The organism is Anaerococcus nagyae, from assembly GCF_017874535.1.
Classification (GTDB): domain Bacteria; phylum Bacillota; class Clostridia; order Tissierellales; family Peptoniphilaceae; genus Anaerococcus; species Anaerococcus nagyae.
The window spans coordinates 117,152-131,855 of sequence record NZ_JAGGLS010000001.1; the positions used below are offsets into that span (position 1 = coordinate 117,152).

Here is a 14,704-nt window from a genome sequence, read left to right on the forward strand (position 1 = left end):
ATGAATATAAAAAGTGTAGAAGATTATTTCCCAGGAATGGATATAATCGATTCAGATATAAAAGATAAAATTGATACTATATATGAGGAAGTCAAAAATAATGAAGTCAATGATGCTGATATAATATCATCTATGGAAAAAGAGAGTCTATCCTATCAAGATTTTTATAATCTTCTAAATGATAAAGATGGAAAGTTCTTAGAAATTATGGGAGATAAGGCATATGAGAAGAGAATAAGATACTTTGGTAACAATGTTACTCTATTCTCCCCTATCTATATAGCAAACTATTGTGAAAACTCTTGTAAATATTGTGGATTTAGAGCACAAAGCGATATCAAAAGAGCTAAGCTTGACTTTGAAGAGATAGAAGCTGAGATGGCAGCACTTGCTGCAACTGGTATAGAAGATGTATTGATCCTTACAGGAGAAAGCGAAAAATTTTCATCAATAGACTATATAGCAAAAGCTTGCCAAATAGCTAAAAGATATTTTAAAGTAATTGGTATAGAAATATACCCAGCAAATGTTGATGATTATAAAAAATTAAGAGCAGCTGGTGCTGACTTTGTCACAGTTTTCCAAGAATCCTATAATAAAGAATACTACGATTTCTACCATCCAGCAGGACATAAAAGATCATTCTCTTATAGGATAGATACTCAAGAAAGAGCTCTGATGGGCGGCATGAGAGGAGTAGGATTTGGAACACTATTTGGTCTTGGAAATCCTATAGAAGAAGCCTTCAAATTGGGAATTCATGCAAGCCTAATTCAAAAGAAATATCCAGATGCAGAAATAGCCATATCTCTACCAAGAATAAGACCTACCCATGGAGCAGATGAAAGCCTTATATTTGAAAATATAATAGACGATAAGAAATTTTTCCAAATACTATTAGCAATTAGAATATTCTTGCCATATGCATCCATAACCTTATCTACTAGAGAATCAAGAAACTTTAGAAACCTAACTGTAAAATATGCAGCTACAAAAGTATCTGCATCAGTAGACACTTCTATAGGTCACAGATCTAAGAAAAGCGAAAATGGTGGCGGAAGTCAATTTGAAATAGATGATAAAAGAAGCACTGATGATGTAGTAAATGACCTCAAAGATATAGGTATGACCGCTGTTTTTACTGACTATATAAATTTATAATAAGCTATAATATAAACATTAACACCTAACTTAGAGACCTCTCCGCTTCGGTCGAGGTGGAGTGGATGAAGATTTCAACATATTAATTCTTATTTCGAAAAACTTATATAAAGTGCAAAAGGCAACCATCTCGACTAAATGAGCGTAGCGAATGCATGGAGAGATCTCTATTTTAATTGTATGAGCAAATTTATACTTTAAGCTTAAAAACCTCTCCACTTCGGTCGAGGTGGACATAGGATGCAGTGATCTAGGTGGATAGAGCTGAAACAGTCTAAGTTGAAAAACTAGATAGTTACCGAATTAGTTCTTATTTCGAAAAACTTATATAAAGTGTAAAAGGCAACCATCTCGACTAAATGAGCGTAGCGAATGCATGGAGAGATCTCTATTTTAATTGTATGAACAAATTTATACTTTAAGCTTAAAGACCCCTCCACTTCGGTCGAGGTGGACATAGGATGCAGTGATCTAGGTGGATAGAGCTGAAACAGTCTAAGTTGAAAAACTAGATAGTTACCGAATTAGTTCTTATTTCGAAAAACTTATATAAAGTGTAAAAGGCAACCATCTCGACTAAATGAGCGTAGCGAATGCATGGAGAGATCTCTATTTTAATTGTATGAGCAAATTTATACTCTAAGCTTAAAGACCTCTCCACTTCGGTCGAGGTGGACATGGGATGCAGTGATCTAGGTGGATAGAGCTGAAACAGTCTAAGTTGAAAAACTAGATAGTTACCGAATTAGTTCTTATTTCGAAAAACTTATACAATGTGTAAAAGGCAACCATATCGACTAAATGAGCGTAGCGAATGCATGGAGAGATCTCTATTTTATTGTATGAGCAAATTTATACTCTAAGCTTAAAGACCTCTCCACTTCGGTCGAGGTGGAGTGGATGAAGATTTCAACATATTAATTCTTATTTCGGAAAACTTATATAATGTGCAAAAGGCAACCATCTCGACTAAATGAGCGTAGCGAATGCATGGAGAGATCTCTATTTTAATTGTATGAACAAATTTATACTTTAAGCTTAAAGACCCCTCCACTTCGGTCGAGGTGGACATAGGATGCAGTGATCTAGGTGGATAGAGCTGAAACAGTCTAAGTTGAAAAACTAGATAGTTACCGAATTAGTTCTTATTTCGAAAAACTTATACAATGTGTAAAAGGCAACCATCTCGACTAAATGAGCGTAGCGAATGCATGGAGAGATCTCTATTTTAATTGTATGAACAAATTTATACTTTAAGCTTAAAGACCCCTCCACTTCGGTCGAGGTGGACATAGGATGCAGTGATCTAGGTGGATAGAGCTGAAACAGTCTAAGTTGAAAAACTAGATAGTTACCGAATTAGTTCTTATTTCGAAAAACTTATATAAAGTGTAAAAGGCAACCATCTCGACTAAATGAGCGTAGCGAATGCATGGAGAGATCTCTATTTTAATTGTATGAGCAAATTTATACTCTAAGCTTAAAGACCTCTCCACTTCGGTCTAGGTGCATATAGCCGAAACAGTAGGTGAGTGTATTATTATAATCATGATTCAGACAAAAAGCTTAAATCTAATTTTAAAAAGCTCCCAAGTCCTAAAATAGACTTGGGAGCTTCCTTATTTACAAATTGATTTTTTTCTCCTATAAAGATAGTACACTATAAAGATCATAATTATATTAATGATAAATACAAAAATACTACCTTCCATCTTAAAACCACCACCAGATATAAGCTGATTTCCAGTTATTTTTATATTATATAAATGAGGATAATCATCCGCTAAGGAAACTGTACCAAAGATAATACCGCCAAAAGTATTCCATATGAAATGCATAATTACTGGAATAACTAGGGAATTGCTATACTCCAAAATAATAGTCATAAGTAAAGACATAGTTATTACATTGATAACAGCTATAGGTCCAGCCTCAAATGCTCCTCCATGCATAAAGGTAAATATCAAAGTAGTAACAATACTTGCAGCCCACAGATTGTATTCCCTTTTTATTAGTTGATAAATATAACCCCTAGCCAAAAGCTCTTGCATAATAGTATTTATAAAAGCCGAAAATATCCAAAGTGGGAGCATATCTATAGAATTTTTGCTTGATATTTCTAAATATCCAAATACTTTAAGTAAACAAAATGGTAAAAAGAACCAAATAAATCCAGCTAGTATAGCTAATACTAAATCTTTGATAGACTTATTATAAGGAAATACAATTATATTATCCTTATCCGTCCTATAAAATATATATGTAATTATTATAATTGCAGCAAAAGAGATCAATTCTGCTACAAAACGCCATTTAGCATCATCAAGACTATCTGGTATGGGAATCAATACAGATAAAACTAGCCATGTCACAAAAAATATAATAGATTTTAAAATAGTTTTCATTAATTTTTCCATAAAATTACTATACTAATTAATTTTTAGAACACAATAGAAGTAAATAATAAAATATATTGATCTATAAATCAAATATATTAATTTATTGTTTACTTTTCTACTACTTATTCATTTACATATAAAGATTACTTTAAGCATTACCTATATAGCTTACTTCCAAATTCCACTACCTCCAACTCCTCCTTACCAGCTAAGTCTATTCCTAATACCAGCTCAGCTAATTCACATCATATCGGCAAATTAATCATACAATCTCCCGATTACTCACTCCAACTCGACCAATTATTCACTCCACCTCGACCAATTATTCACTCCACCTCGACCGAAGCGGAGAGGTCTCTTAAATTCAAAATAATTGCTCATATATTTATAAATTCAAAAAACTACCAAGCAAAACCCATGAGTTTCAATTGGTAGTTCAAATTAATTATTAACTTCTTGAAGCAAATCCTTTACAACATAGCCAGTTTTACCTTGGTATTCTAGCTTCACCCAAGCCTTTCCATTAGCTTCTAATTCTTCCAATGCCTCAAATTCTGTACCTAAATCTATAGCTGTGATAATATTATCTGCATTAGTATTAGGATCAGTTCTTAAGTTTAGGGAACTTGTCGCCTTGTATTTTTTCTTATTATTGCTATTGTTTGCGTTATTATCCTTATTATTTTCATTAGGATTTTTCTTATCTTCTTCTTTTGCTTGATCATTATTACCATTCTGATCTTTATTTTTTTCTTGATTTTGATTATTAGACGCTTGCTGATTATCCTGATTTTCTTTTTTATCTGCTTGATTATTTGTATCATTGCTGTCTTTAGCATCTTCCTCTTTGTCAAAAACAGAATCTACCTTGACATTTTTGCTCTCATAATGGTCTTCTTCTTTATTACAAGCGGCAAGACTTAATAGAATCATTGCAGAATAAATTAAATTTTTAGCTTTCATTTTCTTCTCCAAAAATTAAATATCCCCTTTTTTTCTCTTTTCTCTGGCTTTATTATCTTATCATACTCACTTGATATAAATTCATCATTTATAACCTTAGCTGGATTGATAGTTGAAAGTATCTCAAATCTTTCTTCTGAGACGATTTTTAGAATCTCATCCTTATATGCTCTAATATCAGGATTTCTCCATTCAGATTGATGAGAATCCGTTCCTATTATATGAACCATATTTCTTTCTAAAAGCTCTCTAGTAATCTCATAATTAGACTTAATAGATGAATAGTTTATTTGTATAAGAGCCCCCATTTTTATAAAATCTTCCAACCATTCTATATTATTTTCTACATAGGGATATCTTTCCACATGAGCTATGATTGGAACATATCCTTCAAGCTCTAAATTATAGAACAAATCCTTCAAAAAAGTGGGTTTATTTACAAAAGATAGCTCACAAAGCACATATCTAGAGTTATTAAGAGTAAGCAAATCTCCACTCTTAATTTTTTTTATCATGTCAAGCTCAACTTGAATTTCATGACCTGGATAGACTTTAAAATCTAAAGTTCGTTTTTCAATCTCATCATTTATAATAGAAACTTTTTCTTTTATCTCGTTAGCATCTACCGTATATCTTGACTTATCATAGTGGCTTGTAGCTATTATCTGGTCAAATCCAGCTTTTTTATAAAGCTCAACCATCTTAATACTTTCATCAAGATTACGAGAGCCATCATCAACTCCATATACGATATGATTGTGTATATCTATCATTAATAATAATTCCCATACTTTTTATGTTTCATAGGCACATGAGTAAGTACAGTACCTAAGATATTAGCATCTACTTTTTTGAGATTATCCAAAGCTTGAACTATCTCTTCTCTTTTAGTATCAGAAGATTTGATAGCAAAAATAACTCCATCACATAGGGTAGATACAATAGATGCATCTGTAAATAGTCCTGCTGGAGGAGTATCTATAAATACATAGTCATAGATATCAGAAAGTTGTTCAACTAAGTTCTTATATGCTTTAGAGGCCAAAATCTCAGCAGGATTTGGTGGTATAGGACCAGTAAAGATCATGTCAAAATTTTCTTGGTCAGGATCAGTATTAATTATCCTAGAATAATCAACCTTTCCTGTCAAATAATTGGTAAGACCAATATTATTATCCACACCAGATATCAAAGGAATAGTAGGCTTTCTAAGGTCGCAGTCAAGTAATATTACTTTATCGCCATTTTCCGCAAAAGATTTAGCCAAATTGTATATAATAGTAGACTTACCCTCTGCTGGCTTTGCAGATGTTATAGATATAACCTTATTCTTCTTATCAACTCCACTAAATTGTATATTAGTTCTTACTGAACGTATAGCTTCATCATACATAGATGAGCTGTAGTAACCATAATTTTTCTTTGCCATAATCTCTTATCCTTGTTTCTTATCTGGAATCACACCGATGACTGGTATATCAAAATATTCTGTGACTTGTTCTTGAGACTTTATAGTCTTATCTGATAGTTCCTTAAATATTGCAATAAGCACTCCTAAAACTAAACCTAATACAATACCAATAGCTGTATTTTTCTTAATATTTGGTGATGAAGGTCCTTCAGGAAGTGTAGCTCCATCTAGTATTTGTACATTGTCAACTTTCATGATATCGCCAATAGAATCTTTAAATATATTAGCTGTCTCATTAGCAATATCCTTAGATCTTTCAGGAATAGTATCAACAACTTTTACAGATATTATCTGAGTATCTTTCACAGGTTCAATAGATACTTTTGATGAGAACTCTTCATAATCCATATCAAGATCCAAATTATTTATAACCTTATCAGCTATGCCTTTTGACTTAACCACTTCTGAATATGTTGAAGTAAGAGCCTTATTAGCTTGAATTTGGTTATAATCAACATCAGTTTGAGGATTATTAGGATCATTATTTTGTGTTGAGCTACTAACAATCATAGTCGCATTAGAATCGTACTTAGGTGTTACAACATATTTAGATAATGCAAAACTAATAACTCCAACTATTATTGAAAATAGAATAATCAAAGGCAAGTGCTTAGAAAGTTTTTTCGATAATTCCACTAAGTCAATTTCTTGTTCGTCCATTTATTTTCTCCTTGTTACTTTTAATATATATAACCTCTTAACTAAAGAAATTATAATCATAGCTATCTTATAGTTTATAATAAAACAACTCAAATTTCAATATTTATTTCGCAATTGTATATAAAAATGATCAATAATAATAAATTATGTTATTTTAAACATCGTATTAGTGTGATTTTATCAATATATATCTTGATATTGTTATTTAAATTGACATCATGTATGAAAAATGCTATTATATAAACATTAATTAATAGAAATGGAGAAAATTATGAAAAAACTATCAGTAAGCAAACTCGCTGATACAGTGATAAAAAATCGTAAAGAAAAAGACTTAACTCAATCAAAATTAGCAGAAATAAGTGGAATAAATAGAGCTATGATAAGCCGATTAGAGTCTTGTGACTATATTCCTTCTATAGATCAACTACAATCTTTAGGAGAAATATTAGATTTTGAAATTGTAGATCTATTTGAAGAAGAAAATAAAATTTTAAATATTAGAACAATAAATAAAAAATATAATATAGCAGTAGCAGGTACAGGTTATGTTGGCATGTCAATAGCAACTCTTTTATCCCAACACAATCATGTAACAGCAGTTGATATAATCCCTGAAAAAGTAGAACTAATCAATAAAAAACAGTCTCCTATACAAGATGACTACATAGAAAAATATCTTAAAGAAAAAGATCTAGATCTAATAGCAACTTTAAACGCAGAAAGTGCTTATAAAGATGCAGATTTTGTAATCATAGCAGCTCCAACAAACTATGACAGCAAGAAAAACTTCTTTGACTGCAAAGCTGTAGAGGATGTTATAGAATTAGTTCTAAAAGTAAATCCAAGTGCGACTATGATAATAAAGTCAACCATCCCCGTTGGATATACAAAATCTATAAGAGAAAAATATAATACAAAAAATATAATCTTTAGCCCAGAGTTCCTACGAGAATCTCAAGCCCTATACGACAACCTATACCCTTCCAGGATAATAGTTTCTTGTGATGATAATTCTAGAGAGAGAGCAGAACTTTTCGCTAATCTATTGCAACAAGGTGCTATAAAAGAAGATATAGATACGCTATTTATGAGTTTTACAGAGGCAGAAGCCGTTAAACTATTTGCAAATACCTATCTTGCTCTACGTGTATCATATTTTAACGAACTAGACACCTATGCTGAAAGTAAGGGCTTAAACACCGAAGAAATAATAAACGGAGTATGTCTAGATCCAAGAATAGGCAGCCACTACAACAACCCAAGTTTTGGATACGGTGGATACTGCTTGCCAAAAGATACCAAGCAGCTACTAGCAAACTTCGACAAAGTTCCACAAAATATGATATCAGCAATAGTAGATTCAAATAGGACTAGAAAAGATTTTATAGCTGACCAAGTCCTTAGTACTGCAGGTGCATACTCAGCAAATAGCACTTGGGACCCTGCAAAAGAAGAAGAAACTATTATCGGAGTCTATAGGCTAACTATGAAATCAAACTCAGATAACTTCCGTCAATCATCTATCCAGGGAGTAATGAAAAGAATCAAAGCCAAAGGAGCTAAGGTAATAATCTACGAACCAACTTTGGAAAATGGAGAAACCTTCTATGGGTCTGAAGTGGTAAATGACTTAAAAAAATTCAAAAAGAAGAGTCAGGCTATAATTGCAAATAGATATGACACTTGTCTAGATGACGTAAGAGAGAAAGTATATACTAGAGATATATTTAAAAGAGACTAATAAGGATAGAAAATGACTAATATTGATTTAAAAAACAAAACTATATTTGTAACTGGTTCTGCTGGATTTATAGGATCTTTTTTAGTAATGAACTTACTTAAAAATTATTCCCCTATAAATATCATAGGCATTGATAATATGAACGATTACTATGATACTAGCTTAAAAGAGTGGAGGCTTAAAGAAATTGAAAAACTCGCCTCAGACAATACTGATTCAAACTATACTTTTTATAAGGAAGATATTTCAGATAAAGCTGTAGTAGACAAAATTTTTAAAAATCACAAACCAGATGTTGTAGTAAACCTTGCTGCTCAAGCAGGAGTACGATACTCTATCAGCAATCCTGATGCTTATATACAGTCAAACATCATTGGATTTTACAACATTTTAGAAGCCTGCCGTCACTCCTACGATGAAGGAGCAAAAGGTGTAGAGCATTTGGTATATGCATCATCTTCATCAGTGTACGGATCAAATGAGAAGGTACCATACAGTACAGAAGACAAGGTAGACAATCCAGTTTCCCTATATGCAGCAAGCAAAAAATCAAACGAACTAATGGCGCATGCATACAGCAAATTATATAACATACCTTCAACAGGTCTAAGATTTTTTACAGTATATGGACCAGCAGGCAGACCAGATATGGCTTACTTTGGTTTTACAAACAAATTATTAAAGGGTGAAACTATAGAAATATTCAACTACGGAAACTGCAAAAGAGACTTCACCTATATAAATGATATAGTAGAAGGTGTCACAAGAGTAATGGAAAAAGCTCCGGATAGAAAAAACGGTGAAGATGGACTACCAATTCCGCCATACGAAGTCTACAACATAGGAAACAGTAATCCAGAAAATCTACTGGACTTTGTAAATATACTCCAAGAAGAATTAATAAGAGCAAAAGTTCTTCCAGAAGATTATGACTTCGAGGCCCACAAAAAACTAGTCCCAATGCAAGCAGGGGATGTACCAATCACATATGCTGATACAAGCCCGCTAGAAAGAGATTTTGCATTTAGACCTGATACTAGCCTTAGAGATGGGATTAGGAAGTTTGCTGAGTGGTATAAAGAGTTTTATGAAATTTAATATATTGGTATAACTAAAAAACCTTAAGAAGTAGTATTATCGATTCTTAAGGTTTTTAGTAAATAAATGTATTTATATGAAATGTCAAAACTTATATTGTATTAAATAAGATTATAATTTAAACTTTTCGAACATCTTGATGATGTAAGATTTATAAAAAATGTAATTAATCAAAAAAATAAAAACTATTGCTAATAAGGAAACTTTAATTGCATAAACAATCCAAGCAATCCATGTTACGTCATTTAAGCTAAACATTCTTCCAAGTAATATTATTATTAGAACAGTTAATATATCAATTAAGAACTGTTTTATAAAATTTTTAATCGGCCATTTTATTAGGTTGTTTGAATCATAAATAGCCATCCATATTGTTTGGTATAACATAGCCACCAAAGTTCCTATTGCTACTCCAATTAATCCAAAGATATTCACTAATAAAATCGATAATACGATATTTAGAATAGAAGCAACCACATAATTATTTTGCGTTTGTTTATAATGTCCCCCAGCTAATATTAATAAGTTATAAGGCAATCTCAAACAGTGACCTGCATTGGCTGCTACAATAAGTGAAGCAAAAACTTGCTGAATATAATTTGCATCGTTTATTCCTGATGTATATACTTCTACAAAAGGAACTATAAGAACACTAGTTACTCCAAATATAAAAATTGTTCCTGTGTGTATACTCCACTCAACCCAACCAAAGAACCCTCGCAATTTCTCCAATTCACCTTTTGCAAGCATCTCTCCCATCAACGACTGAATTCCATTAGTCATAGACAAAAGCAATCTCTTAACCCCAGATACAACCAAATTGTATACTGAATATATAGATACAGCCTCTAGCCCCATAAAAATTGTTAAAACAATATTATCAGTGCCATCTAATATAACTGAAGCGACATGTTGTGCAATACCATTCCACTTTTGCTTAATAGGTTCTCCAGAATATTTTATTTTCCAATCAATATTGTAATTTTTCTTAACGTAAAGTGAAAGCAACAGTGGTCTAAAAAGATAAATTAATGAAGTTGTTAGCTTTACTATATGTATTGAGGCACCTAGCTTAATTAATACAAAACAAGCAATAGTGTTAAGGATTAAAGTAATTGTTTGGATATTATAGGAAAAATAACCTCTCTGATTCGCTGTTATAAGCAAACTATTTACAATTCCAAAATAATATTGTGCAAATGAACTTATGCTTATTACTAGAATCATTGTAGCTGTATACAAAAAACCAAAATCACTTTTCGCTACAAGGGGGTAAATAACCATAAGTATAATCACATAAACAAAAAGTATAGATGCTAATCTAGAAAAGAATTTCTGCCCAGATACAACAATCTTGCTAATCTCATCATCGTCTTTTTCTGCCAATGGCTTATATAAAGATGATTGAATTACTGCACCCACACCTAACTCAAGAAATGCTATAATTGCTAGAAATTGTGTTATAGAATTTATAAGTCCATTTACTTCAGATCCATATGTTTGTAAAATTAATCTTGGTACAATAAAGCCACAAATAATAGTAGTTAGCTGGAATATTAAAGATGAACTTGTATTAAGAGCTAAGAGTTTTTTTCTATTCAAATTTAGTAACCTTCCTCAATATTCTTAATTTCTGGTATCTCAATTAAATCACCTAATTTATAATCCCATTCATTCGGTTCAAATCCACTAAATCCACTTGCTGGGAAAAAAGTTAATTCTCCAAAATATATTTTGTTTTCTACTTCATAAAAGTCGACCCTTAAAAATGGGATATCTTTTGATAAAAACTCCGATAATTCTATCATTTTCTCAAAGTTTATCGGTTTGTTAATTTTATTATCTATTTCAATATTTGGTCTTTTAAAAGGAGCTACATTCCAATTTCTATCAAAAAAAGTTTCTTTTAGATTATTAAACCTATCTGAACATACTAATACATAATGTACTTTCCCATTAAAACAGAAAAATTTATAGTCTTTAGGATTATCTCCCAAGTATTCTTCACATATTACTTTTCTAGGTACATTTTTATAAGGCCATTCTCTTCCAGGCAAATAATAATCAACTGTTAAATCTTTTCTCAGTTCTTTTTTAGCTTTACTTATATCGAAGTCTTTTTTATTCTTGCAGATATATACTTTTCCAGAATTGTGATTACACTTTAATACAAATTGATTAGGTAATGAATCAAAATCAATATTGTCAGGATCATCCCATTCTCCTATCAGAGGTATTAGGTATTCTTCTCCAATTTTTTCAGATATATACTCCCTAACTTTATATTTGTCTACAATGGTTGTATATTCTGGATTCCTATCGTAAAGCTTTAGCCATTGCAACTTTGCATTGAATGTTTCAGGATTAGATAAATCCAATCTCTTTCCCATTTTTAATTTAAATAATCTTTTTAAATAACTCCTATCATCCAAAGAATCTCCAAGAAACCCCATTCTTCTTACAATTGATACATTATAAGATCTTCTTTTATAAGGATTAAACAAATAATCTCTGATATGACTTATAAGTTTCATAGTTTAACCTTTCATTTTTTTATAGAATCCTAAAACATTAATAAGGTAATATTTATAGTATACATTTATCTTTTATTAACATTAAAATTTGAGATATAAAATACAGACTTAACTCCACATCTATTTTCAAAATTCATAAAATCTCTAAATATAACTTCGGATAATTTTTACCTTGTAATTTCTATAACTTAATAAATGTGGATTAATTTTCATTTTCGTAGTATGTTACTCTAGTTCCTATAAATAAAATTTATTATTAGTTTTAATAAATTTCTTAACTTGCTTATTATATATCAATTTTCTTACTTGTTGATTAATCAATAGACGTAGAACTCCTGGACTTAAAATGGATTTTAGAGTAAATATATTTACGATTAATTTTAAGTCCTTACTTTTTAATGCGAACTTTAACCATAATGATAAAATCTCAAGATTTAATAAACTCGGATCAAAGTTAGTATTTTTTGCCTTTAATTTATTTAGATAATTTATATAATCCCCACTACTATATTGATATTTGCGTTTTACCAAATCTTTATGAATTAAAATGTCTGATTCTGAGGGAGAATAAAATGATTTTAAATAATCAATCATAATCATATCTCTATAGTAGGATTGCTCACTCCTGTTCATAGTGGAAATTTGAGTTGGCGATGATCTGTAATATAATAAAATATCGTCCATTTCATATATGGTTCCTCCACTGCTTACAGTATCGATCCATAATCCGTAATCTTGTGATTTAATATATTTCTCATTGTACGATACATTATGTGTGTCCAGGAATGATTTTCTAATAAATGCTGTAGGGTGAGCTATACCTGTATTTCCAAAGATAAGACTCACTTTTGCCTCTCGCGCATTATTTCTCCATTTAGTAGAACCGATCGTGAACATATCATGATTAAATTTTACAATTCGAGAGCCTACTATACTTACATCTTCATTGTTTAACATAAATTGTAACTGGCGCTCTAGCCTATTATTAACAGATATATCATCAGAATCCATCCTAGCTATAAATAAGCCTGATGATGCATCCATTCCTATATTTAAGCTTTTTGTAATTCCTAAATTTTCATTATTTTTTATTAGTTTTATCCTACTATCTTTTTTTGCATATTCATCAACAATATCATCACTTCCATCAGTAGGACAGTCGGTTACAATAATAAATTCGAAATTTTCATAGGTTTGGTTTAAAATACTTTCTATAGAGTAACGCAACCAGTTTTCTTTAGTATTATAAACTGTCATTAGAACGGAAATCATAGGTTTTTCGAATTTATACTCACAAGTCTTTTTTGAAGAAGACCTTGATAATCTATTGTTGTAGTTTCTATTTAATTTTGAGTTATCTAAATTTTCTTTTTGCATAAATTGACCTTAGTTTAATATTCATATTATAAAACTATGTTCAAATTTTCTTACAAAATATTTAATGTAAGTTTTATTGTATCGTTTCATTTTCAATTTCAAACTTTTTCAAAAAAAGTATCAGGTTTATCTGGATCAAATATTTCATTACAAGTCATCACAGTCACTAAATCATCTGTTTCTGATAAGTTTATAATATTGTGAGTCCATCCTGGAATCATATATATTGCCTCGATTTTATCACCACTTACTTCAAATTCAACTATTTCATCTGTATTGATATTTCTTTCTTGTATAAGTCCATGACCATGAACTACGATAAATTGTTCCCATTTAGAGTTATGCCAGTGCTGGCCTTTAGTGATACCAGGCTTACTTATATTTATGGATACTTGTCCACAATCTTCTGTATGAATCAATTCGGTAAAACTTCCCCTATCATCTACATTCATTTTCATTTGGTATTTAAATTTATCCGTAGGTAGATATGTTAAATAAAGAGAGAATAGTTTTTTAGCAAATGACCCCTCTGGCATTTTTGGCATCATTAGTGTTTTTGGCTGATCTTTGAATTTTTCTAGCAAGTCTACAATTTCACCTAGTGTAACAAAATGAGTAACGGGAATGTAACAAAACTTACCATTATTATCTGCAACCATATTTCCACTCTCAAAGTCACAATGTTTTTCTTTTCCTTCTAATAAATCGAGCATACCCTCTACAAGATCATCTATATACAAAACTTCTAGCTCAGTACTTCTATCATTTACTTTATAAGATTCATCATTGGCAATCGCCCAACAGAATGTGCTTATAGCACTATTATAATTTGGTTTAGAATGGCCCATCAAGTTTGGAAACCTATAGACATATACTGGTGATCCTGTATCTTCTCCGTACTCAAAGAATAAGTCTTCTCCTGCCTTCTTGCTCTTACCGTATTCGCTATCTTTAAACCTCCCTTTAAGTGTTGCCTGGATGGATGAAGATAACATTATCCCAGCTTTATTGTCATATTTTTTAAGCGTTTCTAAAAGAGTACTTGCAAAACCAAAGTTTCCTCTCATAAAGTCCTCTTCATTTTTAGGTCTATTAACCCCAGCTAGATTGAAAACAAAATCTGCATTTTTACAATATTGATCAAGTTCATCCTGTGTACTCTTATGATCATACTCAAATATATTATCAATCTTTAAGTTTGGTCTAGTTCTATTTTTATCATCTCTTATATTTTTAAGATTATTTACAAGTGAGGTGCCCACCATGCCCTTTGCACCTGTGACAAGTATATTCATGC

The 14,704-nt window shown here is 31.0% G+C and carries 12 protein-coding genes; 3 read left to right on the forward strand and 9 right to left on the reverse strand.

All coding sequences use genetic code 11. The features are described 5' to 3' along the window. Positions 1-1,161 carry a 2-iminoacetate synthase ThiH gene (thiH, locus tag J2Z39_RS00590; protein WP_209813229.1) on the forward strand — a complete coding sequence of 387 codons (1,161 nt, stop codon included), beginning with the start codon at positions 1-3 and terminating at the stop codon, positions 1,159-1,161. Between the two features lie 1,619 nt (positions 1,162-2,780). On the opposite strand, the gene J2Z39_RS00595 is transcribed toward thiH, so the two are convergent. The 5 genes from J2Z39_RS00595 to J2Z39_RS00615 form a co-directional block, all read right to left on the reverse strand. After that, on the reverse strand, positions 2,781-3,566 hold the full coding sequence (locus tag J2Z39_RS00595; protein WP_209813231.1) for a CPBP family intramembrane glutamic endopeptidase: 786 nt from the start codon (positions 3,564-3,566) through the stop codon (positions 2,781-2,783). Between the two features lie 435 nt (positions 3,567-4,001). Further along, entirely contained in the window at positions 4,002-4,523 is a 522-nt protein-coding gene (locus J2Z39_RS00600; RefSeq protein ID WP_209813233.1) for an SH3 domain-containing protein, read from the reverse strand. Next, entirely contained in the window at positions 4,520-5,296 is a 777-nt protein-coding gene (locus J2Z39_RS00605; RefSeq protein ID WP_209813235.1) for a tyrosine-protein phosphatase, read from the reverse strand. The genes J2Z39_RS00600 and J2Z39_RS00605 overlap by 4 nt, the downstream gene beginning before the upstream one ends. After that, positions 5,296-5,952: a CpsD/CapB family tyrosine-protein kinase gene (locus tag J2Z39_RS00610; RefSeq protein ID WP_209813237.1), complete on the reverse strand. Its 657-nt coding sequence runs from the start codon at positions 5,950-5,952 to the stop codon at positions 5,296-5,298. Before J2Z39_RS00610 ends, J2Z39_RS00605 begins: the two co-directional genes overlap by 1 nt. 6 nt (positions 5,953-5,958) lie before the next feature. After that, positions 5,959-6,654, reverse strand: a complete 696-nt coding sequence (locus tag J2Z39_RS00615) for a YveK family protein (protein WP_209813239.1) — start codon at positions 6,652-6,654, stop codon at positions 5,959-5,961. A 271-nt stretch (positions 6,655-6,925) separates the two neighbouring features. Here J2Z39_RS00615 and J2Z39_RS00620 point away from each other — a divergent pair, with 271 nt between their 5' ends. After that, entirely contained in the window at positions 6,926-8,398 is a 1,473-nt protein-coding gene (locus J2Z39_RS00620; protein WP_209813241.1) for a nucleotide sugar dehydrogenase, read from the forward strand. 12 nt (positions 8,399-8,410) lie between these two features. Beyond that, complete coding sequence (locus J2Z39_RS00625; protein WP_209813243.1) at positions 8,411-9,496, forward strand: NAD-dependent epimerase/dehydratase family protein; 1,086 nt, start codon at positions 8,411-8,413, stop codon at positions 9,494-9,496. A 111-nt stretch (positions 9,497-9,607) separates the two neighbouring features. On the opposite strand, the gene J2Z39_RS00630 is transcribed toward J2Z39_RS00625, so the two are convergent. The 4 genes from J2Z39_RS00630 to J2Z39_RS00645 all read right to left on the reverse strand — a co-directional run bounded on the left by J2Z39_RS00630 (position 9,608) and on the right by J2Z39_RS00645 (position 14,702). After that, the gene (locus J2Z39_RS00630) at positions 9,608-11,098 is read right to left on the reverse strand and encodes a lipopolysaccharide biosynthesis protein (protein ID WP_209813245.1); all 1,491 of its coding nucleotides are present in this window, start codon (positions 11,096-11,098) and stop codon (positions 9,608-9,610) included. Positions 11,099-11,100: 2 nt separating this feature from the next. Further along, a complete protein-coding gene (locus tag J2Z39_RS00635; RefSeq protein WP_209813247.1) occupies positions 11,101-12,030 on the reverse strand; it encodes an ATP-grasp fold amidoligase family protein in 930 nt (309 codons plus the stop codon). 237 nt (positions 12,031-12,267) lie between these two features. Next, complete coding sequence (locus J2Z39_RS00640) at positions 12,268-13,407, reverse strand: glycosyltransferase family 2 protein (protein ID WP_209813248.1); 1,140 nt, start codon at positions 13,405-13,407, stop codon at positions 12,268-12,270. 98 nt (positions 13,408-13,505) lie between these two features. Continuing rightward, positions 13,506-14,702 carry a polysaccharide biosynthesis C-terminal domain-containing protein gene (locus J2Z39_RS00645; RefSeq protein ID WP_209813249.1) on the reverse strand — a complete coding sequence of 399 codons (1,197 nt, stop codon included), beginning with the start codon at positions 14,700-14,702 and terminating at the stop codon, positions 13,506-13,508. Between the last annotated feature and the right edge of the window lie 2 nt (positions 14,703-14,704).